Raw genomic sequence first — 24,865 nt, 5'->3', positions numbered from 1 at the left:
TCTGCACGAGCTGCTGCGCCCGATCCTGCGCGATCACTTCCAGCCCGCGCTGCTGGCCCGCTTCCAGACGGTGATCTATCGTCCGCTGGCAGAGACCGCGATGCGCACCATCGTCGAGATGAAACTCAGTCAGGTGAGTAAGCGTCTGCATCGTCACTATGGACTGACCACGCATATCGAGTCGAGTTTGTTCGATGCGCTTACTTCTGCTTGTCTGCTGCCGGATACCGGGGCGCGTAACGTCGACAGCCTGCTGAATCAGCAGATTTTGCCGGTGCTGAGCCAGCAGCTGCTGAGCCATATGGCGGCGAAGCAGAAGCCGGCTTCGCTGACGATGGGGTGGAGTGAGGAAGAGGGGATTGAGCTGGGGTTTGATGATTGCTAACGGAGGTTTGTGATGTCTGATACCTTAAAGGAGGGTGGCGTCAGGCCACTCACTGCTGGTGAAATACAATTGGCACAATCTGTTTTTTTATTCACGATTGATTATTCAACAGTAAAGATACATAAGGACAGTTATCTGCCTTTTAATTTGCAGGATAAACATACGGCTATGACTCCGAATGGTGAAATTTATTTTCGGAATGAATACCGAGATGATTTTTCGCAGACGACAGATGATTTTCAGCATCTGTTTATCCACGAAATGAGTCACGTATGGCAACGGGCGAGAGGGATGAACGTTATAGGCCGGGGATTAGTGAGTTGGATGGTTAGCTATCGCTATACGCTCGATGGCCGTTTATTAAGTGAGTATCCCATGGAGCAACAGGCACAAATTATTGCAGATAATTTTATCCTGCAATATTTCGGCTATCCGGAATGGAATCGCCTTGAAACCCAAAAAAATCCTGAAATTACACTTGATGGTGATATTTCAGAACCAGTAATACGTAAACAATACAAAAATGCATTGCGGGGGTTTCCATGGTGAAGGTGACTGATTTCCTGATCTTACGATCTATGCTTTTAACGAGTTTTAGCCTGCTAATTTTGACTGGATGTCCTGGGCCAGGTGACAGGATGCAGTTTGATGAGACTGCAGTGGTTATGCAGCAGAGTGAAAGTGTATGTTTTAACGTCAATGATTCACAGGATTATCAACCTGCTGACATGGGCATCAATCCGCGAGGGATACCCTCAAAGGAGAAAAAATTTGATTTTTCTCCAGACCTCAAAGTTTCTGACGGTAAATTATGTATTCCTCCTTCTTATTATCACTTTCCGGATAATGGACAATTTATTGTTGAGTACGTTTTAAAATCAAATAAAAATGAAGATATAACTAGAAGTGTTGTGGTTATTCTGGGGATTAAAAATGGACATATCTTCAACTTAACTCCCACAGAAAAAGAAATATCGCTACCTTATTGCCGGTATGCTGAGGAATCTGCTTCAGGCCATTACATTACTGGAGCTTGCCAGCAATAGAATTGACGGTGCTTAAGAAAGTTAATGGAATTCAGTGAATATAATTACCTTATTCATTTTCCTTTTCCAATAAAACCTGACATCTGCTTGTTGGCCGATGGTCATGGACAACAAGGTTTTCCCTATGGAGCCAATATCATGAGTCTGACAGATACTCTGCAAAAGGCGGTGTCAGCCGTTACCGGAAGCATCCTTAACCGTTACCGACTGGATATTCCATCCTGCCCGTCGGCACTGGATGTGGAAAATTTCAGCGGTAAGGAGTACATGAGTGAGCTGTATTACTACACCATCCGGTTCTCCAGCCGCGACATGGATATCAATTCTGCGCAGCTCATGAGCAAACCGGCGACGTTGACCATGGGGACCGGGCCGCTAGAGGCGATGAGTGGGCTGAAGGTAGTCCACGGCGTGGTAACACACTTCCGGCGCATCAGCGGCTCAGCGGACCAGACCACCTACCAGATTACCATTGAGCCGTTTCTGGCTCTGCTGGAGAAGCAGTTCCGCACGCACCGTTTCTTTGTCAACAAGTCGGTCCCGGAAGTGGTGACGCAGGTGCTGCAGGACCACGGTCTTAAAGACTGGGAATACGAATTTAATCTGAAGGCATCGTATCCGAAACGCGCTCAGATTAACCAGTATCAGGAAAATGACCTCGCGTTTATCGAGCGCCTGCTTTCCGAAGTCGGCATTTTCTACTTCTTCACCCTGCAAAAAGACACACAGACGGAAGTGGTACATTTCGCTGACAAGCAGAGTGCCTGGGAGTTTGGTAAAACGTTGCCCCTGAACAGCCCATCCGAAGCGAATGATAATGGTGCTGATTCTGTCTGGGATGTTCATGTCTGGCACAACGTGGTCGAGAGTTCTGTTACAGCAAATGACTATAACCATCGGGAAGCACAAAAAGTCCTGACTTCGGCTCCGGCGGATATGACCCGAGGAGAGGGCGAAGGTATTACTTATGGTGAGGTTTACCATTATCGTCCACGCCATCTGGAAAGTGGCGATAAGTTTGATCCGACAGCGGAGACCGGAAACTTCTGGGCGCGTCTGGAGCATGAGCGATTCCTGTCCACTCAGACAACGGTGACCGGTAGCAGTACGGACTCAACGCTGAGCCCGGCGCAGGTTCTGACTATTACAGAGACAGTCATTCCTCCAACCCTGCCAGCGGCCACTGAAAATGGTCTGGTTATCCTGAGCGCAGGTTTTACTGCAAGCCGCAAGAATGCGCTGAGAGTAGAATGGACCGCCATGCCCTACAGCGAAACCCGCTGCTGGCGTCCACCAGCGAAAAAGCGCCCGGTAGTCAGCGGTACGTTGATGGCGCGCGTCACCAGCGCAAAAGATAACGACATCTACGCCTGGCAGGATGAGGCGGGTCTTTACCGGGTGAAATTTGATGCCGACCGTGACGACAAAACCCAGGGCCAGGAAAGCATGCCGGTGCGCCTCGCCAAACCATACGGCGGGGATGTTTACGGCATTCACTTCCCGCTGATTCAGGGCACAGAAGTCGCGATTGCCTTCCACGACGGTGACCCGGACCGGCCTTACATCGCCCATGCGCTGCATGATTCCCGCCACGTGGACCACGTGACGGAAAAGAACAATACGCGCAACGTTATTCGTACCCCAGCCCTGAATAAAATTCGCCTGGAAGATAAGCGCGGCGAGGAGCATATCAAGCTCAGTACGGAATATGGCGGTAAGACCCAGCTTAATTTAGGGCACAACGTGGATGCGTCCAGGTCGCTGCGTGGTGAAGGGTTTGAGCTGCGTACGGATAAGTGGGGGGGGATTCGCGCGGGTAAAGGAATCTTCATCAGTGCTGATGCTCAGTCGAAAGCCGAAGGACAGATACTTGATATGGCTGCTGCAAGGTCTTTGCTTTCCCAGGCACTCAGTCAAATGGAGTCACTTTCTCAATCCGCCGCGCTGGCAAAGGCTCAACTTCTGGAATATGAGCAGCAGCAGCAATTGATGGAAGAGAAATTATTGGAATTGAAAGAAGCTGTATTACTGGCAAGTGCTCCTGAAGGGATTGCATTAGCAAGTGGTGGGCACTTTCAAGTTGCGGCTAGCGACAATATATTTTTGACCGCTGGCCAAAGTGCTGAAATTGGAGCTAAGAATCATATTTCATTGGCCGCATCTAAGAAAATATCCTTATTTACAGAAAGTGAAGGGATAGAAACTATTGCTGCAAAGGGAGATCTTATCACTCAAGCGCAATCTGGAAACATTGAAACTATTGCTAAACAGAATATTTCACTGACGAGTGCTACGGAAAATATTACGTTAACAGCGGGTAAAACATTGACGCTCGCTTGTGCGGGTGGTGCCTATATACGTCTTTCGGGAGGTAATATTGAATTAGGCTGCCCAGGTGATATTACAATGAAACAAAGTAAATTACTCTACAGCGGACCAGCATCTTTGCAGTCGAACATTCCTGAGTTGCCGGAAAGTGGCCCCCAGTCAATGAAGTTCATGTTATTGGATGCACTTGGTAATGCTGCACCATCTGCAATGAAAGTAAGCCTTTTCGACAAGACCACAAAAGAAAAAATATGGGGTTCGGTTTTCAGTGACGGGGAGTCTGGGTGTTTTGGCCATCCAGAAAGCAAAGACTTTTACGCGGTCATTGGTGATGATAAATGGACCAGCATTTTTTCTGACGATGAAAATACGGACAGTGAAGAAGAAATTGATGAAGAGTATTTCGGTGAGCACGGACCACAGTATGATGGCAATGATGGGGAACAATAATGGAAAAATATACCGTTCAGACTGGTGATAGTCTTTGGAAGATAAGTCGGAAATTTAACATTAATATCCATGAGTTGGCTAGTATTAATAGGCTAAATACAAAAGCGGAACAGCACATTATCCATCCAGGACAAGTGTTGAATTTACCGACAAAAGATAAACCCTATGATACGCAACTGGATTTGAAATTATATGATCTTGCCTGGCGACCACTTAAAAGCGCAAAGGTCAGGCTTATGTTTGATAGTAAAACGCATGGTTATGTTACAGATGGTACAGGTTCTGTAGCGGGTTTACTTATTGAGGATAGCTCAAAGGGCATAAAGGTAGAACTGCAACATTTAAATCAGAAAGATTATATCGTTATTGCCAATCATGAAAAACTCCCACTTGGCAAGAAAACACTGAAAATTTCGTCCAGGGAAATGATCGTAAAAGGTAGTACCAGTGCTGAAAAAGGAACTCAGCAATCAACAAAACAGCAGGAAAAAGAAAAGGCAAAGCAGGGAAGCAAGGAGTCCTCTAAGAGTGGTGCAGACAAAAATACAAAAGAAAAAACCCAACCAGAAATAAATAAAACAACTCGGACAGAAGGAGGTGCTCCTACTAGTGTAAGTAATATTGGTAATGTTAGTGAAGGATTGCGCCTCCCGCCAGAAGCTGAACAGTATCGAGATTATATTATTGATACAGCTAAGAAATATGGTTTTCAGCCTGAAGGGCTTGCGGCACTTATTTATGCGGAGTCGAGGTGGAAAGCCAGCGCTAGTAACGCTTCGGGATCTGGTGCTGTTGGATTGGGGCAATTTAAACCTAATACTTGGCTAGCAATGTGTACCGACCCTCAGTCAAAAGTCTATCAAATGCTTACAAAAAAATACTCCTACAAGACACTAGAATACACTGGTGGGAAACTCTATGGGGTATTGCCGAGTGATATTAAAGAAGAGGTTTCTCGAAGTGCTGTTTTAGAACTCCGTATAAACCCTGAGTATAATATAGATTTGATTGGTCTTTATGATAAAAGAGGTATTGACAGTATTGCTACAGCTTTACCATCTACATCTACATTAGAACCCGATGAGGTTATTAAGCTAGCATATCTTATTCACCATAATGGTGAAAATGGTGCTTATGATATTATAATGAATGGGGTTCAAGTAGCAGGTAATTATAAAGTATATACAGATGAAGATTTGAATGTTCGACTCAAAAACAATGTTAGCTCAGATGTTTACCATAGGTATCTTTCCATTGATGAACGTGGCAGAACGGCATATGTTGCTTGGTTGATTACGCATTACAATTCAATCATTGTTCCCGATGATTATCGTGTGATACCAAAAAAACAAAAATCAAATTTGAAAGATATACTAAAAAAGCTAAACCCAAATTTTGAAATTAACACTAATTTACCAGAGCCCAATGTAAGATCTACTTCACCTTCGGTTCAACAGCCTGACAATAACGCCCACACTCAAAGCGGTGAGAAATGGCATAATCCAATGGATATCTGCAAAATAAGGACTCATAAGCTCCCCAGTCCTGTTGGAGCAAGTTTTGGGAGTGATGTTCGACATGATTCACAAGGAAGGCCAAAAGCTCATCAAGGTGTTGATATTGAAGCTGCGCCGGGTACTCCTATTTATTCAGTGGCAGATGGACGAGTTGCATTTGTAAAAAACAATGGCGACTATGGAATGCAACTCTGTATTATTGTTCACACTAATGATTTGCCTCAAGAAAAAAATAATCTTTGTCAATACGAAGATGAAAAGTTAAATGTTGTTTACTTTTTTTATGCTCATTTATCTGAAATTAACTCAAATTTATCAGGAAATTCACTAGTGAAATGCGGTGATATTATAGGTAGAACAGGAAGCACGGGGAATGCAAATAACATGACCTCCATCCTACTTGGATCACATTTGCATTTTGAGGTAAGAAAAATAGAACGGACTGGTAGGGGGATTGCTAATCGCATTGACCCTGCGCCATTTATCGATGGTTTTAATTTTCCTTAAGGATTTTGTATATGATTAATGCTATTAAGGTACTGATTTTTTATTTGTTTTCCGTGTTGTTTGTGGGGCGTTTTCTAGTATTTCCTGTTTATGCAGGAATTAATTCAACTCAAACGTTGCAGGAAGCATTCGATAGTGATGAATATAATAAGTATATTGAGTTTAAAAATGGACAAAATAATCTTCCTGACAATGAAAGGGATCGTCAATTAAGAACGAATGAGTACTGGTTGATAAATAAATCACAGGATTTATGGATCGGTGTTTTTGATGGTAAATTTGTTTCCGTGCCGACTGGTGCATATGTTTCAGTCCCTAAGGGGGGGGCCTTTCCTGAAAAAGTTCTCAGGATTAAAAATGGTGGTAAAATATCACAGTTTTTATTGAAAGATAGCAGTGGTAAATATCCTCCTATGTGCGTCAATAGACGTGATGGAGTTTTAAAAGATACTCTCGATTACATGGTTATATACACTGGTTGTGCATATGAAAGCAAGCCAGCTGCTAATCGGTTAACTGTTTTTTATAATATATATTTTTACAGTAAAGAATATGATTCAGTGTTACTACTTGATGAATTTCCTGACTCTTCATTACAAAATAAAAATATTAATTCTTTAAGTAAAGTAATAGAAAAAATGAATGGGTATTATGTTGACTATAGTATTGAAGCTGGATTTAAGTTTCTTGGTAAAGATAAGGTTATACCTGTAGATATTGATACTGGTGAAATTAAGTCAAAAGTGCCTGACATTGATGGGAATGGTAATATCATTAAAGTTAACGGAAAGCCTGTAATGATCGATGATCCAGATGGATTCCAGGCTTCATTTCTCAGCAGAGTTTCAGAAGTAACTCTTACTAATCAATAGCGAGTTATTGTGGGCGAAGTTCTGAACTAGAAGTTAGAATAGGAAAAATTTTATTATGTTGATACATTTCTGTGATTATTGATTTCAGCTATATCAGCTCTGAAAAGCTGCAACTAATACAACTACACTTCGGCTAGGTCATTATCCCCTTCGGGGATAATGCTTACGGTTTAATAAAGAAGGAAACTTTCTTTAGTAACATGGTAATCTGTTTTATCACCTGCGTGCTAATTTTTTATTAATAGTTAAGTCTAACAAATATTGACATTATAAACATGTGAATTGGTGTGTGTGTTTCAATTATTTTTATAGGAAGTATAATGAAATACTCTATTGCATTTCTATTTGTCTTCTCAACTGGCTCAGTAGTTGCAGTAGAGAATAATGCACAACCCTCATATGATAATAGTTTTGAAGCAATATCAAACCAGGATGCGGCAGAAAGATTTCATGATCAGGCCCTTGATAATAAAGCAACGCAAAATAATCTTTCTGATAATGAAAGAGATAAGGATTTATATGATAATGAGTACTGGTTAGTAAATAAATCTCAGGATTTATGGGTGGGGGTTTTTGATGGGAAACAAGTTAAAGTTCCAAAAGGAATTTATCCAGATATAACTTCTGAAACATATCTTCCACAGCAGGTTATTCGAATTAAAAACAATGGCAAACTTTCTCAGTTTGTATTAAAAAGCACAATGCCTGCTAGTTACGGATACCCGCTACATTGTTTGAACAAAGTTGATGCTGTTCTGCTGGATAAGTCAGAATATATGCTATTGAATTCTGGTTGCACTGATGTTGTGCCTGACAAAAATGGACAGAGAACGATTGCATATAATATTTTATTTTATAGCAAAAAATTCGACACGTTAGTTTCTGTAAATGAGTTTGACTCATCCTCTTTAATAGACGGAAAACTATATTCAGGCTATTTAAAAGATAAGAAAGGATACTTTGTTTATGAAGTAAATAATATTGCATTCAGAATTAAAGGTAAAGATCAAGTAGAAGACGTCGACCCCGATACTGGAGTTTCGCTGCATTCAGGAGAAGATGAATCTGAAGATGCAGACGGTGTCCAGGTTTTACCTCTCGAAAGACTTACTGAGGGTAAGTGATAATAACGTTGAAAACGTGGATGTAGTATGAAAAAAACTATTTCTGTCGGTGACAAAACATCTCATGGTGGAACCGTTTTGACCGGATCATCAGTTGTCACTATAGATGGTAAGGCGGTAGCGCGTAAATCCGATCAGGTCTCTTGCCCTGAACATGGAGTTAATAGTATTACCGAAGGTGATGAAAAACATTGCGATAACGGATTAGCAATTGCTTTAGAGGGCCATCGTTGCGCTTGCGGTGCCATCCTGATTTCAAATGGCTCGCGTGTTATAAAGGAATAATAAAGTTATGCCAGTAAATATCCTCGATATTCCATCAGAAAAGAAAACAGTTAAAAAACCACCCTCTTTATGGCTATGGGGACTTATTTTACTCTGCTTCACTGTTGTATATGTATTTGTTTTTTTGCTATATTTTCCACAGTATCTGTCAAAAAATAACTATATTTTGGGTTTGGAGTTGATACTTTTGCCTTTGCTTATATGGGGGGGCGTTTTTTTCTTTAGGGTTATTGCATGGAACAATGAATATGTCGAGGCGATAGACTGGAATAAAACGAGGGGTGATTTTTATCAGGAAATGCTTAGTAAAGGAAGGATTGCGCTCAGTATTAGAGACTTAAAGATTATAGTACCTGACATCAACGGTGATATCAGCAATGTTGTAAATAACTCTTTGCTACCAGTACGTTACACACCAGACTCAACACTAATGGCCAGGTATCTTGCTTTTGATTCAACGGTTATAAATAAGAAAAAAACCGGGGGGGAATTAAACAGAAAGATATACCTGTTTAATAAATTGATAAGTGAATTGATTGATGATATCTATTTACATTTAAGTTTGCTGCCTAAGTTGACAAAAGTAAATGTTGTTTGTGCATTAGATAGTGAATTAAGTACTATGATGCAAAACATATGGGATGTTCGTTTTAAAAACAATTTTCCTGGAGTGGATCTTCAATTTAGCGAAAGCTTATTAGTCACCATTGATTCTTACTTAGATGATCATCGAAATGAATTTGTAGTATTCGTTTCCGCCAGTTTATTTGATGACCATGATTTAAGTGGTGAACGTATTAAAAATAAATCTGAGTCAGTTATGCTACTTTTTGGTGAAAGATGTAACAATGAAAAGGATAATGTATATTCTTTAGGATGTTTATTTCGACCTGAAAACGATTGGCAAGGCATTGATAAATCGCTTATATGGGGGTGTGTTCCTGAAAAGCAAATGCTATCCGGTGTTATTTACTCCGGATTAAATGACCAAGAAAAAAATAAACTTATTCTAAAAACCTCAGGGTTTATGTCTGAAAGTGCTCTTTCATCATATTCGTTTATTGATACCGATGATCTCTTTTGTACATGCCCTCCATTAACAGAATTTTTGCAATTTCAGTATTTAAAAGAGAATAAAGATGACGGTTGTTATTTGATCGTAAATAAAAATGATGATTTATTGACATCCTACATTATCACTTTAAAAGCCAATGAATCAGGCGAAATATAGCATGAGAGAATTTTTAATTAGATTTTCAGGCGTATTATTTATCATCTTTGTTACAGCAATATTATTATTAATTTACTATCTTTGGGGGGAGCCGCTGGGATGGGTTGAGCCATCAGAGAAATTTCGCGTCCTCTGTACTATCCTTTTCATCCCCTTTATTTTATCCCTCATATTTATAAGCAGACGCTCTTTGATTGCTATAGCTTCAAGGATACGTTTCTTTCGTCAGTTAGGTGCCGCTGAAGATACTCAGTCAGACAAAGAAGCGTCTTCTAAGCAAAAGAGTATTCATAAAGAGAAAATTAGTGAACTTAAACAGTCCATGCACAGTAGTTATGGTCTATTTTGGTTCCGCAAAGTCCGCATCCTGCTCATCAACGGCACCGCCGCGGAAGTGGAACAGCTAACCCCCGGCCTCACCGGCCAGCTCTGGCAGGAAGATCGCGGCACTCTGCTGCTGTGGGGCGGTGATCTCAACACACCCGCAGATAACGCCTGGCTGACCGCCCTGCGTAAACTGCGCCGCCGACCCGCTGACGGACTGGTGTGGGTGACCTCAGCGTTTGACCAGCTGTCAGCGCCAGGGCTGGAACGACCGCTTCCAGTCCCTTCCGACAGCACCATGGATGCGCTGGCGCACTCCATCAGCGCCCGTTACGAAGCGCTCGGCTGGCAGCTGCCCCTCTACATCTGGTCATTACATCCGCGCGCCGGGAAACCGGAAGGGCGCATCACCCAGGCGACCGGGTGTTTGCTCCCAGCCGGGTGTCGGGCTGTCGGATTAATGCAACAGCTTCAGGCTCTACCGCAGGAACTGATTGCACAGGGTATTCAGCAAACCTGTCACTCCACGCAGCACAACTTCCTGCTGATGCTGGCCGACCAGCTCATTCGGGAACCGCAAACCCTGGCCGATCCGCTATCGGTGATGCTCAACCCTTACCGTCCATTGCCGCTGGCGGGCGTGGTGTTCAGCCAGGTTTCTGAGGATGCAGAACGCAGCGTGTCGCATCACTGGGGAATGGATAATCGCTGGGACGTGGTGCCGGATTCGGTGCGTTCACTGCCTGCTGCGCTTCGCCCGCGTAAACCAGGCATCCCGTGGCGCAAAGTAATGTTGTCTGGCGCGGCCGCGCTGATGGTGCTGTGGGGCACCTGGATGGTGTTCTCCTTTATCAGCAACCACAATCTGATTCAGGACGCTCAGGATCAGGCCGCGCTTTCTGCTCATCAGAAGCAACCCCTGGCCGATCGTCTGCACGCCCTGGCCGCGCTGCAGAAAACCCTCGGTCGTCTGCAATACCGTTCTGAACATGGTGTGCCGTGGTATGACCGGGCAGGCCTCAGCCAGAACGATGCTCTGCTCAGTGCACTCTGGCCGCGCTACCGTGACTCGGCGCAACCCTTGCTACGCGATGCCGCCGCCGCTCATCTGCAAAAGCAACTCAACGCCTTTAATGCCCTGCCACCGGACAGCCCACTGCGTGAGCAGATGGCGAAAGCCACCTACGACCAGCTTAAGCTCTACCTGATGCTGGCTCGCCCGGAGCACATGGACGCGGCCTGGTTCAGCGCGTCGCTGTTGCAGGCGTGGCCGCAGCGTGCTGGTGTCACAACCAGTATCTGGCAGGGTGTGGCTCCGTCGCTGCTGACATTCTATGGCGCACAACTGATCGCCCATCCGCAGTGGCGTTTACGCGCCGATGAAAGCATGGTCTCTCAGTCCCGCTCCCTGCTGGTGCGCCTGATGGGGATGCGTAACAGTGAATCGACGCTGTACCAGAAAATGCTCTCTCAGGTGGCGCATCTTTACGTGGACATGCGCCTTGAGGACATGACTGGGGAGACCGATGCGGCGCGTCTGTTCAGTACCGACGAGATCGTGCCGGGGATGTTCACCCGTCAGGCCTGGGAACAGGCCGTTCAGCCCGCGATTGAGAAAGTGGTGAAAGAGCGCCGCGACGAGATGGACTGGGTCCTGACCGACAGCAAGCAAAAAGCTGTGCAGGAAGGCTCACCGGAACAACTCAAAAACCGGCTGACCGAGCGTTACTTTGCCGATTTCGGCGGGGCATGGCTCGGGTTTCTTAACAGTCTGCGCTGGAACCGGGCTGAGACGTTGTCGGATTCTATCGACCAGTTGACCCTGATGGCGGATGTGCGCCAGTCACCGCTGGTGGCGCTGATGAATACGCTGAATACACAGGGGCGCACCGGGCAGACCGGGGAAGCCATTTCCGATTCACTGGTGAAATCGGCGAAAAATCTGCTCGGCAAGGATGACAAAGACGCCATCGATCAGAGCGCCAGCGAGCAGGGGCCGCTGGATGCGACCTTTGGTCCGCTGCTGGCGCTGATGGACAAAACTCGCACCGGCTCGCAGGCCCAAAGTCTGCAGTCCTATCTGACCCGTGTCACTCAGGTGCGCCTGCGTCTGCAGCAGGTGACCAACGCTGCCGATCCGCAGGCGATGACCCAGACGCTGGCGCAGACCGTGTTCCAGGGCAAAGCCGTGGACCTGACCGAAACCCGCGACTACGGCAGCCTGATTGCCGCCGGACTGGGCCAGGAGTGGAGCGGTTTTGGCCGCACGGTGTTTGTGAACCCGATGGAGCAGGCCTGGCAGCAAGTACTCGCCCCGGCGGCGGATAGCCTGAATGCGCAGTGGCAGCAGGCGGTGGTCAGCGAGTGGAACAGCGCCTTTGGCGGGCGTTATCCGTTTAACGATGCCAACAGCGATGTCTCTTTGCCGTTACTCGCAAAATACCTCAACGCCGATTCCGGGCGCATCGCCCAGTTCCTGCAAACCCGTCTGAATGGCGTACTGCATCGTGAGGGCAGCCATTGGGTGCCGGATACCATTAACGCCCAGGGCTTGACCTTTAACCCGGAATTCCTCGCTGCGATGAACACTCTGAGTCATATCTCCGATGTCGCTTTCACTCAGGGCAATGCGGGGATGAGCTTCGAATTACGCCCTGGTACTGCCGAAGGGGTGATGCAGACCGACATGATCATCGACAGCCAGAAGCTGAAGTATGTCAACCAGATGCCGCAGTGGAAGCGCATCACCTGGCCTGCGGACACCGAAGCGCCGGGAGCATCCCTGAGCTGGATCAGCACTCAGGCGGGCACGCGCCAGTACGCCGATGTACCTGGCTCCTGGGGATTCATACGCCTGCTGGATACTGCCGCGATCAGCGCTTATCCGGGCGTCGGCAGCAGCTACAGCCTGAGCTGGAAAGCGCAGGACGGACGCTCACTCAATTACACTCTACGCACCGAGGCAGGAGAAGGCCCCCTGGCATTGCTTAAATTACGTCACTTCCGTCTCCCGACGGCTATTTTCAGCGTGGACGCCACGCAGGTTCAGGCGTCGCTGACAGGCACTCCTGAGGCTGACGCCGGGGAGGATTACTGATGTCATCACTAAATATGTTACTCACGGCTTGTCAGACTGAGCCGGAGACGTTACAGCAGCAGGCCCGCGAGCGTATCGTGCTCTGGGAAAGCTGGTTACTTCCGATTAGCGACATTGCCCCGACGGGAACCGATCCGGGGTATGACGATGACTTCCAGCAAATGCGAGAAGAGGTCAATAAGTTGTCCGGGGCGGATACGGAGCTGGTCTGCCAGCTGGCTGAGAAACTGCTGACCACCAGCGCGAAAGATATCCGCGTGGCGACCTATTACTGCTGGGCGAAACTGCACCGGGAGGGCGAACGTGGCCTGGCCGATGGTCTGGAACTGCTGGCCGGTTTGCTGGAACGTTTTGGCTCACAGCTTCACCCGCAGCGCGAACGCAGTCGCAAAGCCGCGCTGGAGTGGCTGGCGAGTTCGCGCATGATCGACAGCCTCTCTCTGTACCCGGAAGTGGTCCGGGAAGAGGCGCTGCGTACAGTCGGGGCGCTGTTACAAATCGCCCAGATTATCGAGCCGGAGCCGGATGAAATGCGACCGGAACTCGGTGCGCTTTACAGCGCTCTGGAATCGCGGCTGCAAAAAGCGGGCGGCGTGGATGCGGTGGTGCCGCAGAACGTCAGCGACAACGCGCCTGTCGCAAGAAGCGATGCCCCTGAAATGAGCCGCGTGACCTCCGGTCAGGATTTACTGGCCCAGGCGCGCACGTTGACAGAGTACCTGCGCGAGCAGCCAGACGGCTGGCTGTCAGCCCACCATCTGATGAAAAGCGTGCGTCACGACACCCTGCAACAACTGCCCGCCTTGACGGGCGATGGCCGGACTCGCATCGAAGCGCCAAAACCCGATCAGCGTGCGCTCCTTAAACGGCTTTATCTGCAACAAAGCTGGAGCGAAATGCTGGAGCAGGCCGACAGCCTGTTCTCCCGCGGAGCCAACCATCTGTGGCTGGATTTGCAGTGGTATGTCCACCAGGCGCTGCTGAAACTGGGCAAAGACAGGCTCGCCGATATCATCACCGCCGACCTGAAAGGGTTACTCTCCCGCCTGACCGGGCTGGAAAGCCTCGCATTCAGCGACGGCACGCCGTTCGCCGATGAAGTGACGACCAACTGGATCCAGCAGAGCGTAATGGATACGGTCGGCGGCTGGGGGGAAGAGATCTCGGCAGGGGCGATTGAAGATGACATTCTGGCGCTCGAGCCTGAAGCCGTAGCCGTGGCAGACAGCGACGGCCCCGAAGCGGCCCTGACCTGGCTACAGAATCGCCCCGGCATCACGACGGTGCGGCAGAAATGGCTGCTGCGTCTGCTGATGGCGCGGGTTGCCGAACAATATGGCAAAAACGAACTGGCGACGCATTTGCTCAGCGAACTAGGTGCGCAGGCTGGTGACATCACGTTAGCCCAGTGGGAACCGGGATTGTTGTTTGAAGTCCGGGCGCGGCATCTCAAACTCTTGCGCCTGAAAGCGGGGCGCAGTGAAGCGGATAAAGCGCGCCTTGGCCCGGTGATGGAGCAACTGCTGGCGGGGCTGATTCAGCTTGATCCGGCGCGAGCTGCGGTGCTGTGCAGTTGATTTGACGGGAAAAAAAATAATGAAAGATTTAACCCTGCGCTATTACGACGCGGAAATGCGCTATCTCCGCGAAGCGGCGAAAGAGTTCGCTCAAACTCACCCGGATCGCGCCGCAATGCTCGATCTGGACAAAGCTGGTACCCCCGACCCATACGTTGAGCGCCTGTTTGAAGGCTTTGCCTTCTCAATGGGGCGGCTGCGCGAGAAGATTGATGACGATCTTCCGGAGCTGACCGAAGGGCTGGTCAGCATGCTCTGGCCGCACTATCTGCGCACCATTCCGTCCCTGTCGATTGTGGCGTTCACGCCGGATCTGCATGCCATGAAAATGGCCGAAATTGTGCACGCAGGCGTTGAGGTTTACTCGCGCCCAGTAGGGCCAAAGAATACCGTCTGCCGCTATCGCACCACTCGCGAGATGATGCTCAATCCACTGAGTGTATCGGGAGTGACCATGTCTACTGAGCCGGACGGGCGTTCAATGTTGCGCCTGCGACTGGCCTGTAGCGGCCAGGCGGACTGGTCGCAGGCGGAGCTCAGTCGGTTGAGTTTTTATCTCGGTGCGGAAGCGCCGATCAGCAGCCAGCTGCATCTGATGCTCACTCGTCGTCAGGCTGCGCTGTATATGCGTCTGCCCGGCCAGACCGATCGCATTAAGCTGGAGGGGAGGTTCACTCCCGGTGGTTTTGATGAGGACGATGGACTCTGGCCAAAAGGTGACACCGGGTTCAGTGGCTATCAGCTGCTGCTGGAGTATTTCACCTTCCGTGAGAAATTCATGTTCGTCCACCTTCATGGCCTGGAGGGCATTACCCCGCCTGCCGGGACGGACTATTTCGATCTTGAAGTGGTGTTTAATCAGCAGTGGCCGTCGGATCTGCCCGTCACCGATGACGTCATGCGGCTGCACTGCGTCCCCGTGATCAACCTGTTCACCCTGGAAGCTGACCCGCTGACGATTTCCGGGCTGGAAAGTGAATATCTTCTGCGTCCAAAGCGTCTGCAGGACGGGCATACGGAGATTTACTCGGTGGACTCTGTGACCGGTTCCAGCCGCACCAGTGATGCCGAATATGTGCCGTTCAGCAGTTTCCGCCATAAAGGCGGGATGATGCGCCGACAGGCTCCACCCCGTTACTACCACACGCGGGTGAAGCGCGGCGTCACCGGGCTGCACGACACCTGGCTGATCCTCGGCGGGATGCAGTGGGAAGATGACCGCAGCTTTGCCCGCGAAACCGTGTCGCTGCAAATCACCGGGACTAACGGCCAGCTGCCGCGTCGGGCGCTCCAGAGCACGTTGCTGGATCGCTGCGAGCAGGTGGTGCAGACGAAAATGACCGTTAAAAGCCTCTGCAAACCGACGCTGCCGGTCTATCCGCCCGCCGAAGATCGTTTTCACTGGCGCGTGTTGAGCCATCTCGGCTCCGGTTTTCTGAACATGATGAGCAGCGCGGAAGTGCTGCGCGGCACGTTGGCGCTGTACAACTGGCAGGAGGACGAGCTGAACAACCGCCGCCTCGATGCCATTCAGCGGGTTGAGCACCACCGTATTCAGCGTTTCGAAGATGGCTTTTTGCTGCGCGGCCTGGATGTCGAAGTGACCCTCGACAGCAGCGGTTTTACGGGTGACGGGGACGTGCATCTGTTCGGTGAACTACTCAACCGGTTCTTTGCCCTCTACGCCGACATGAACCAGTTTAATCAGCTCACCCTTATCGTTCAGCCTGAAGGAAAATGCATCCGGTGGAAAGAGAATCACAGTCCGCGCCTGCCCGGCTGATGGCACAACTGGGCGACCGGTTGCCCTATACCAACTTTTATCGCTTCTGCCAGTTGCTGGAACAAAGCCAGCCGGATAAGCCCGTCATCGGCAGCACCTGGCAGGTTCGCCACGAGCCGGTGCGCTTTCGTCCACACCCTGGGATGGGCTTTCCCGCTTCGGAAATTAAAGCGGTGGAAGCTGCGGATCATCCGCATCTGCCCCCGACCGTTCGCATTACCTTTATGGGGCTTTACGGGGTGGAATCGCCCCTGCCGACGCACTATATCGACGACATCACCCAGCGCCGGGAAGGCTATGAAGCCACGGCGGATTTTCTCGATATCTTCAACCATCGGCTGGTGGCCCAGTATTACCGTATCTGGCGGAAATACTCTTACCCGGCGACCTTTGCTGAAGGCGGGAAAGATAAAACTTCGCAGTATTTGCTGGGCCTGGCGGGGCTGGGTATCGACGGTTGTACTGACACCATTGCCACACCAGCGTCCCGTTTCCTGGCGCTGCTGCCGGTTATGCTACTGCCGGGCCGCACGGCTGAAGGCATGGCGTCACTGGTGCGACTGCTGGCCCCGGACACGCAGGCGAAAATCTGGCATCACGACAGACGTCGGATCCCGCTTAAAAAACCGCTGGCGATGAGTGTTCGCCACCCCACCATGTTGAAAGGCCGCCCCGTGATGGGCGCTTATGCGACGGACGTGAACAGCCAGGTGCTGATGCAACTGTCGACGACGAACCGGGATGAAGTGCACGGCTGGCTGCCGGGCGGTGACCTTCATACCGACCTGATGGCGCTGCTGCATGTGTACCTGGGCTCGCGTCTGGATGTCAGGCTGCAGCTGCAGGTTGACCGCCGTCTACTGCCTGATGCGACGATGCAAAGCCAGCCGCGCGCCGGTGATGTCCAGCTCGGGCGCACGGCGATATTGCGGCCGCTCAATTCGTCGAACACCACGACACACCCTAAAACAATCACCATCAATCTTGGCCGCTATGAGCGCGTTCAGGAGAACCATCACCGCAGGGAGACCGATGAAGATGGCAATTACCACTGGTAAAACCGCGATGCTCGTACTGGCGTCGGGCGTCGCGATGATGCTGGCAGGCTGTGGCCTGACCCAGAAGGTCACGGACGGCACCGTGTCGATGACAAAGTCGATTTTTTATAAGCAGGTGAAAACCCTGCATCTCGATATCCGCGCCCGTGAGGCGGTGAACAGCAACGCGGGTGGCGTCGCCCTGTCGACGATAGTGCGTATCTATCAGCTGAAAGACCGGAAAACCTTCGACAGCACGGACTACCCGTCGCTGTTTGCCACCGACAGTCAGGCGATTAAGGCCGACCTGGTGGCAGAAAAGGATGTTCGCCTGCAGCCTGGCGGCGCAGTAACGGTGGATATGCCGATGGATGAAAGCGCGCAATATGTGGCTATTGCCGGGATGTTCATCTCACCGGATCTGGCGAAAGATACCTGGCGGGTGGTGCTTTCCCGTGACGACCTCGATCCGGATAAAGCTCGGGTGATCGAGGCGGGCAACAACCAGCTGACGCTGGTCGCGGTCAAGGATAAGTAAAATGCCGCGCCCCTCCCTCTACGAAACCCTCTACGGCAACTTCACCGGCGGTCTCGACCTTCATCAGGTCAACGAGCCCAACCAGGTGATCCTGTCCGTACTCGATAACATGCAACGGCTCCTCAACTGCCGCGCGGGCACGCTGGCGCATCTGCCCGACTACGGTCTGCCGGACATGACCAAAATCCTGCAGGGCATGCCCGGCACCGCGCATCAGCTGATGACCACGTTTTCAGAGGTATTGCTCAAGTACGAGCCGCGCCTGAAAAGCATCAACGTGGTGCTACAGGATCAGGAAGTCCCCGGCGAGCTGCGCTATGCCATTGATGCGGAGCTGAAAGGCATCGGGCTGGTGCGCTATGGAACCGATTTTATGCCCGAAGGGCGGGTGCTGATCCGCCACCTCAAACAACAACACTACCTTGATAACAAATCCCGGATGTAAGGCCGCACATGTCAGCAAAAGCACGCTTTCTAAAAAAACTTCAGGATCAACAGCCTCATCCCCGCCCGTTTAGCAGCAAAAGTGAGGCGGATATTGCCGAGTTCTGCACACGAATGACGCTTCTTCAGGGCGCGATGGACGACTGGTTGGCGGGAACGGGCATTCAGATTGAGAGTGAGTCCGTTTCCGTACTTGACCTTTTTGCCGGGGGAAGTTCGTTCACTGTTCCCGGCCTGGCGTTGGGCTACGAAAATCGGAAGATAAAGTTCACGCCGGAATTTTTATACGGGCAGGGCGTGACGGGCGGCGTCGACGTGACGCTGTACGGCGACGGCAAGAGCACTTCGCTGTACCGCCTGTTTATGCGCTCCAGCGATGACGTCAACTGGTCATACAGCGTTTATGGCGGCGTCGCGTCGCCTCGCAAAACCTTTAACGAAGATGTGTTCTTTGAAATGATCGGGAATCTGCTTCCCTGATCGATAAATATCCCCGGCGGACGAGCATCGCTTCTCCGCCACTCTTTCCCTCAGGGATGAAACCACTATGCACGATGTACACCCTCGCCCGGTAAAAACGGGGCACGATCCGCGGGCGCTTCCTGACTTTATCGCCCTGCGTGAGGAGATGGCGAAGCTGACCCATCCCGCGCGTCCGGACGTAAACTGGAAACAGGTCGAAGCACTATCCCTTTCATTATTCGAGATAAACGGCGTCGAACTGCAGACCGGAGCATGGTATACCCTGGCGCGGAGCCATCTGGCGCGCGTCAACGGGATCAATGAAGGGCTGGCGATCCTGAATGCGCTGCTCAGCCATCAGTGGACCCAACTCTGGCCGCAGCCGGTCCATGCCCGCGCCGAGATCCTCAACGGATTGTTCCAGCGCTTACAGAAAATATTTCGCACTTACTCGCTCAACCCGGCCGATCTTATCGCGCTGGAGCAGGCTGAGAAGCTGATTGAGGCGATGGACGATATTCTGGCGCGGCAGGCACTGAAGCACGCCTGTCAGACGGCACCGCTGATGCAGCAGGTGCGCGCTGCGCTGACCCGGCTGGAAAACAGTTCATCGCAGGAGAGCCTGTCGCCCGCCATTACGCTTCCCGCTCAGGCCCTGGCGTCACTGCCTGCAAATGCGGAATCTGCGCCGGTGAGCCGCCTGGTGTATGTGATTCGTCCTGAGCCGGAGGTGAATGTCGAAGTCATCCACGAAACGCTGCCGCCGCCCAGACGCTGGCCCGTGTTTCTCGCCGGAGCCTGCTCGTCGCTGGTGGTTGGCGCGATGGCGTTGTGGGGCTGGAATTTTGCCCATCGGGCGGATGAACTGTCGCTCGCGCTGCAGGCTTCTGTCGCGCCATTACCCCAGGCACTCACGCCGGATCAAATCCAGGGTTTGCGCCAGCCTGATCGCGTTAACGGCGATCCGGCGCGCTGGTTAAAACGCGCGTCGGAGCAGCTTGATGCCCTGGCTGCATTGCCGCCCGGCTGGACAGTTCAATATGGCAACGCGCTGCTGAATCAGGGGAAAACCCTCTGGCCGGAAAACCCGGAAATGGGGCAGATGCAAAAAAACTGGCAGCAGCGTCTCGCGGCCAATACGCTTCCCGCGAATTCACTGACCGGCTGGTACGAGGGCATGCAGCGGCTTCAGATGCTGGCAGATCGGCTCAATGCGCTGGACGGGCAGAAAGGGAAATACATTACCGTGAGCGAGTTGAAATCAAACGTTTACGAGATGATGAACAGTTTTCGCCAGACGGTTCCGGTGGAAGAACAGCTCCGCCAGGCCGCGAGTTCTCCGACGCAAGGCGCGGATAGCATCGCCCAGCGTCAGAGAGTTGAAGAGCATCTGAAACGATCGATTGTCTCTTATTCGCAGCTGGAGGGGGTAGACGCCCAGCCGAAATAAGCTCTAGCGAATTTCTCCGGAGAAAAAGCTGAGTGTGACCGCGACTCCGGTATCGAGACTGGCGGAGTCGCGGTCCGTAAACCAGACGGTACTCCCGACGGTTACCCGTGGCGATACAGGCACCGACCACCCCAGCTCTGCACCTTTCAGCGTATCCGCCTGTGGATAGGCTTTGTTAATCCGCAGCGAGTCGCGGTTGACTCTGGCCCACATTAGCCTGGCGCTCAGGTGCTGTTCATTTTCCAGTACGACGTCAGTTTTTACCGAATAGCGCGTACCGTCTCCGCCCATCGCGTCCCCCAGGGAAGCCCCTTGCTGGTAGTAACCTTCGTGGTAGCAATAGTGATAGTAGGTGTTCCCCGTGGTTTTCATCCCCGCGCGTGTATCTGCGCCTTCCACGTACCAGTTAACCTGCTGATTGCCCCAGGAATGATTGCCCTGCAAACCGGCTAAGAACGCGTTGTGCGAGGGTAAAACACCCGCCTGATCGTCTCCGATCGCCTGCCCGTAAAACGCGATCGGCAGCCCGGTGAGGCTAAAGAGTTTCCAGTTAACGTCGAAACCAGCCATCTGATTCCCCGGATCGCGATCCCGGCTGCCGGTATTGTCACGTCCCAGGAAGGCATCCCGAAACGACGCCAGATGGTTTGGCCGACCTTTTCCTCCCCACATCAACATGCTCGAAAAGCCCGTTTCAAGAGAGGCGGCAGGCGCGAACGTCACGCGCGCTCCCATCAGTTTGGCCTCTTCGGGGCTGTGATACTGGCGCAGTTGTCCGGCGGAAAGCTGGTACTGCCAGCTTCCCAGCCAGGCAAGCCACGGAGTATCAAACGGCGACTGCTCTGCCCGTTGCATTAAAAACCCCACCACCGGTCGCGCTGCGTCAGAGCGAATCAGGCTCCCGTCATTGCCCGGCCCCCACCACTGCGGGATCTCGCCGAAGGCGATCCATTGGTTGAAGAGGTTTATTCCGGCGTAAGCTCCGTTCAGATTCCCATGGGTCACATCGTTGATGTACTGGTGATGCTCCTGTTGTCCCTGCAGATTAATGTCCCAGGCTTCTCCGCCCATTTCCAGCGCCGCGCTGACACCGTGGGCGCTGGCTCTGGAATCACTAAACCCAGGCGGTAATGCGGATTGGATCGACTGCGCCCAGGTTTTCACTCTGACCGGCGATTTTATTTCGCGAAGTCGATGCTGCATCCGGTTGATGACCTGTCCGGCCATCAGGTTGTCGCTGTGCTTTGCCCCGGCGAGGGCCCGGGCAATGTCATCCTGGCTGAGCGGCCAGGTGGAGAGATTAATGGCAATAATATTATTGTTATTCAGCCATGTGAGATCGCTTCGAAGCTGATTATCGCTTAATACAATTCCCCCGGCATAGACGTGCCATGGGCCACTGGCCAGACATAAAATGAAGCATGCCCGGAGCCCGTTTTTGACGTATTTCATACGCATCCTCTGCGATATTATGCCCGCTTCAGCTCCCGGTGTGCCGTGAGGAAATCTGGGGTGTCGTTATTCAGCGCTTTTATCACGTTAAATAACGTGAAGAGTTGAAAGTCTGAATGTAAATTAAATTTACCCATGATCATTCGCTTATGAGTAAATACCGTTTTGATACTGATACACAGAATTTGCGAGATTTGCTCGGCGGTGGCACCCTGATAATAATGATTGGCGACGTTAATTTGCTGTGGTGAAAGTGTTTTATGACGACAATCCTGACATTTCCATTGCCGGGGTATCATCGGCAGAATACGACAATTTTCCCAACTGCGTAAAAACCGCTTTTTAATCTCGGGCAAGGGTTCTGTACGATTGACGAAAATAATATTCTTAAAACAGAGTGGGAGTGGGTCGCAGTGCGGGGGCGCATTCCCTTCATACAGGCCGATTATCAGGCTGTTTTGCTTGCGGGCATGAAGCACGGGATGGCAGATGCTGATTTCCCCATGGGAAAGCCCCATCACAATCACATCAGCGACCGCCACGCTTTGTGGGTTCAGGTCATGAGTGAAGGCGATACGATTATCAAATTCGTCCGGAAAAAGGGCGCTAAACAGCGTCTGCATGCCGAGGCGATAAAAACTATCACGGTCATTGAGAATAATATTTATCATAGTAAACCTGAAAAGAGAGTCGATCCCAGATGACGACGCTCACGGATAGTGTAAATAAATAGCGGCTTCTGCTTCAGGAATAAATGCCCAGACAACCGAACTAATCAATATCAATACGATTATGACTTTCATTATTTTTGATAAAAGATACATGCTTTTATCCTTGGTTTTTTTCTTAGAGTGACAGAGGATTTTTAACCACGGGGCATCTTTTGCTCAAGTTTTATCTGGGTCTAACTGTAGACCTGATGGGAATTAATCTATCTGGTGTGAGATTTTTCGCATATAACCCGACAGGTTGCACTTAAACGCACGGGCGAGTTATTTTTCGCTTTTAACTCTGCTGGCGATTTTGCGTTTATTGAAGATGGAAAACGTAAGAAAATAACCCGGAAATCTCTTGAGAAAGGGTGGACATGAAGAGGTTATTTTGGGACGAAAATCAGGTCGTGCCTTCTGCATTCTTGTCAATCTTTACCCTTTCTCATCAAACTAAAAGTCTACAAAACTAGACATCTGTCGAATTTTCATCTTAAAGTCCCCCTCCGGGCACTAGACAAAACCACCGTCCGGTTATCAAATGGTTAAATAATATTTCGCTGGATGTAACGGTTCGGCTCTCAGGATTGAGGGTCGGCAAACAATCTGGTGGTGATTTGCAACACGACACACCTCTTCGGGAGAATTATGCAATCCTCTGTTAATCAAAAAGAAAGTCGAACTTTCTTCGGTCATCCTTATCCCCTTGGCTCGCTGTTCTTCACGGAAATGTGGGAGCGCTTCTCGTTCTACGGCATTCGTCCGCTACTGATCCTGTTCATGGCTGCGACCGTCTACGACGGCGGCATGGGGCTGGCGCGTGAAAACGCCTCGGCGATCGTCGGTATCTTCGCGGGTAGCATGTACCTGGCGGCACTGCCGGGCGGCTGGCTGGCGGATAACTGGCTCGGCCAGCAGCGTGCGGTGTGGTACGGCTCGATCCTGATTGCGCTCGGCCACCTGTCGATCGCGCTCTCCGCGTTTATGGGCAACAACCTGTTCTTTATCGGCCTGATGTTTATCGTTCTTGGTTCCGGTTTGTTCAAAACCTGTATCTCGGTGATGGTCGGTACGCTCTACAAGAAAGGCGATGCGCGCCGTGACGGCGGCTTTTCGCTGTTCTACATGGGCATCAACATGGGGTCGTTTATCGCGCCGCTGATCTCCGGCTGGCTGATTAAAACTCACGGCTGGCACTGGGGCTTTGGCATCGGCGGTATCGGGATGCTGGTGGCGCTGGTGATCTTCCGCCTTTTTGCCGTCCCGTCGATGAAACGCTACGACAGCGAAGTTGGTCTGGACTCCACCTGGAACAACCCGGTGGCGAAGAAAAACGGCGTTGGCGCGTGGCTGCTGGCGCTGGCCGTCGGTGTGGCGGTCGTCGTGACGCTGATTGCCCAGGGCATCATTGTGATCAACCCGGTCGCGGTGGCCAGCACGCTGGTGTACATCATTGCGGCTTCCGTGGCGCTGTACTTCATCTATCTTTTCGTCTTTGCCGGGCTGAACCGCAAAGAGCGCGCGCGACTGCTGGTCTGCTTTATCCTGCTGGTTTCAGCGGCGTTCTTCTGGTCTGCGTTTGAGCAGAAGCCGACCTCCTTCAACCTGTTCGCGAACGACTACACCAACCGCATGATCGGCGATTTTGAAATCCCGGCCGTGTGGTTCCAGTCGATCAACGCCCTGTTTATCATTCTGCTGGCACCGGTCTTTAGCTGGGCCTGGCCGATGATGGCCCAGAAAGGCGTGCGCCTGAGCAGTATCACTAAGTTCGTAATCGGTATTCTGTGCGCGGCGGCGGGCTTTGGCCTGATGATGCTGGCGGCGGAAAATGTCCTGAGCAACGGCGGCGCGGGCGTCTCCCCGATGTGGCTGGTGGGCAGTATTCTGATGCTGACTCTTGGCGAGCTGTGCCTGAGCCCGATTGGTCTGGCGACCATGACCCTGCTGGCCCCGGAAAGAATGCGCGGTCAGATGATGGGCCTGTGGTTCTGCGCCAGCGCGCTGGGTAACCTCGCGGCGGGCCTGATTGGCGGCCACGTGAAAGCTGACCAACTGGATATGCTGCCGGATCTCTTCGCGCGCTGCTCCATCGCGCTGCTGATCTGCGCCGCGGTACTGGCGGTGCTGATTGTGCCGGTGCGTCGTATGCTGGAAAACGCTCAGAGCAAAACTGAGCCGAAACCGGTGACCAACGCCTGATAAGCACGCTATTCGCACTCACAAACCGGCGCCTCTGCGCCGGT

The 24,865-nt window shown here is 51.0% G+C and carries 19 protein-coding genes and 1 pseudogene; 18 read left to right on the top strand and 2 right to left on the bottom strand.

Annotated features, from left to right (window positions below; genetic code table 11):
- The 17 genes and pseudogenes from QQF33_RS17960 to QQF33_RS17880 all read left to right on the top strand — a co-directional run.
- Positions 1 to 385: pseudogene (locus QQF33_RS17960) on the top strand (type VI secretion system ATPase TssH); the annotation flags it as partial.
- A gap of 12 nt (positions 386 to 397) precedes the next feature.
- Entirely contained in the window at positions 398 to 934 is a 537-nt protein-coding gene (locus tag QQF33_RS17955; protein WP_285149862.1) for an eCIS core domain-containing protein, read from the top strand.
- On the top strand, positions 928 to 1,431 hold the full coding sequence (locus tag QQF33_RS17950; RefSeq protein ID WP_350319014.1) for a putative T6SS immunity periplasmic lipoprotein: 504 nt from the start codon (positions 928 to 930) through the stop codon (positions 1,429 to 1,431). The genes QQF33_RS17955 and QQF33_RS17950 overlap by 7 nt, the downstream gene beginning before the upstream one ends.
- A gap of 138 nt (positions 1,432 to 1,569) precedes the next feature.
- Complete coding sequence (locus tag QQF33_RS17945; protein WP_285149909.1) at positions 1,570 to 4,209, top strand: type VI secretion system Vgr family protein; 2,640 nt, start codon at positions 1,570 to 1,572, stop codon at positions 4,207 to 4,209.
- Positions 4,209 to 6,233, top strand: a complete 2,025-nt coding sequence (locus QQF33_RS17940) for a peptidoglycan DD-metalloendopeptidase family protein (protein ID WP_285149864.1) — start codon at positions 4,209 to 4,211, stop codon at positions 6,231 to 6,233. Before QQF33_RS17945 ends, QQF33_RS17940 begins: the two co-directional genes overlap by 1 nt.
- An 11-nt stretch (positions 6,234 to 6,244) precedes the next feature.
- Positions 6,245 to 7,105 (top strand): hypothetical protein, encoded by an 861-nt coding sequence (locus QQF33_RS17935; protein WP_285149865.1) that lies wholly within the window; start codon positions 6,245 to 6,247, stop codon positions 7,103 to 7,105.
- 320 nt (positions 7,106 to 7,425) lie between these two features.
- Entirely contained in the window at positions 7,426 to 8,229 is an 804-nt protein-coding gene (locus QQF33_RS17930; RefSeq protein ID WP_285149866.1) for a hypothetical protein, read from the top strand.
- A 27-nt stretch (positions 8,230 to 8,256) separates the two neighbouring features.
- On the top strand, positions 8,257 to 8,514 hold the full coding sequence (locus QQF33_RS17925; RefSeq protein WP_285149867.1) for a PAAR domain-containing protein: 258 nt from the start codon (positions 8,257 to 8,259) through the stop codon (positions 8,512 to 8,514).
- A 7-nt stretch (positions 8,515 to 8,521) separates the two neighbouring features.
- The gene (locus QQF33_RS17920) at positions 8,522 to 9,745 is read left to right on the top strand and encodes a hypothetical protein (RefSeq protein WP_285149868.1); all 1,224 of its coding nucleotides are present in this window, start codon (positions 8,522 to 8,524) and stop codon (positions 9,743 to 9,745) included.
- Positions 9,746 to 10,067: 322 nt separating this feature from the next.
- Entirely contained in the window at positions 10,068 to 13,166 is a 3,099-nt protein-coding gene (locus tag QQF33_RS17915; RefSeq protein ID WP_390888481.1) for an ImcF-related family protein, read from the top strand.
- Positions 13,166 to 14,743 carry a type VI secretion system protein TssA gene (tssA, locus tag QQF33_RS17910; protein ID WP_285149871.1) on the top strand — a complete coding sequence of 526 codons (1,578 nt, stop codon included), beginning with the start codon at positions 13,166 to 13,168 and terminating at the stop codon, positions 14,741 to 14,743. The genes QQF33_RS17915 and tssA overlap by 1 nt, the downstream gene beginning before the upstream one ends.
- A 19-nt stretch (positions 14,744 to 14,762) precedes the next feature.
- The gene (gene tssF, locus QQF33_RS17905) at positions 14,763 to 16,526 is read left to right on the top strand and encodes a type VI secretion system baseplate subunit TssF (protein WP_285158355.1); all 1,764 of its coding nucleotides are present in this window, start codon (positions 14,763 to 14,765) and stop codon (positions 16,524 to 16,526) included.
- Complete coding sequence (tssG, locus tag QQF33_RS17900) at positions 16,481 to 17,584, top strand: type VI secretion system baseplate subunit TssG (RefSeq protein WP_285158354.1); 1,104 nt, start codon at positions 16,481 to 16,483, stop codon at positions 17,582 to 17,584. The genes tssF and tssG overlap by 46 nt, the downstream gene beginning before the upstream one ends.
- A complete protein-coding gene (gene tssJ / locus QQF33_RS17895; RefSeq protein ID WP_285145277.1) occupies positions 17,565 to 18,101 on the top strand; it encodes a type VI secretion system lipoprotein TssJ in 537 nt (178 codons plus the stop codon). Before tssG ends, tssJ begins: the two co-directional genes overlap by 20 nt.
- A gap of 1 nt (position 18,102) precedes the next feature.
- Positions 18,103 to 18,546 (top strand): type VI secretion system baseplate subunit TssE, encoded by a 444-nt coding sequence (gene tssE, locus QQF33_RS17890; RefSeq protein ID WP_285158353.1) that lies wholly within the window; start codon positions 18,103 to 18,105, stop codon positions 18,544 to 18,546.
- Positions 18,547 to 18,554: 8 nt separating this feature from the next.
- On the top strand, positions 18,555 to 19,025 hold the full coding sequence (locus QQF33_RS17885; RefSeq protein WP_285158352.1) for a hypothetical protein: 471 nt from the start codon (positions 18,555 to 18,557) through the stop codon (positions 19,023 to 19,025).
- Between the two features lie 67 nt (positions 19,026 to 19,092).
- Entirely contained in the window at positions 19,093 to 20,457 is a 1,365-nt protein-coding gene (locus tag QQF33_RS17880) for a VasL domain-containing protein (RefSeq protein ID WP_285158351.1), read from the top strand.
- A gap of 3 nt (positions 20,458 to 20,460) precedes the next feature.
- On the opposite strand, the gene QQF33_RS17875 is transcribed toward QQF33_RS17880, so the two are convergent.
- Entirely contained in the window at positions 20,461 to 21,909 is a 1,449-nt protein-coding gene (locus tag QQF33_RS17875; protein ID WP_285158350.1) for a capsule assembly Wzi family protein, read from the bottom strand.
- A gap of 17 nt (positions 21,910 to 21,926) precedes the next feature.
- Positions 21,927 to 22,580, bottom strand: a complete 654-nt coding sequence (locus QQF33_RS17870) for a helix-turn-helix transcriptional regulator (RefSeq protein ID WP_285158349.1) — start codon at positions 22,578 to 22,580, stop codon at positions 21,927 to 21,929.
- Between the two features lie 687 nt (positions 22,581 to 23,267).
- Between QQF33_RS17870 and QQF33_RS17865 the strand changes: the two genes are divergently transcribed.
- A complete protein-coding gene (locus QQF33_RS17865) occupies positions 23,268 to 24,821 on the top strand; it encodes a peptide MFS transporter (RefSeq protein ID WP_285145271.1) in 1,554 nt (517 codons plus the stop codon).
- Positions 24,822 to 24,865: the final 44 nt, after the last annotated feature.

The sequence above is a fragment of the Lelliottia wanjuensis genome (assembly GCF_030238365.1).
GTDB classification, from domain to species: domain Bacteria; phylum Pseudomonadota; class Gammaproteobacteria; order Enterobacterales; family Enterobacteriaceae; genus Enterobacter; species Enterobacter wanjuensis.
Note: the sequence above shows the minus strand (reverse complement) of the source record. Positions and strands in the feature narration are given on the sequence as shown.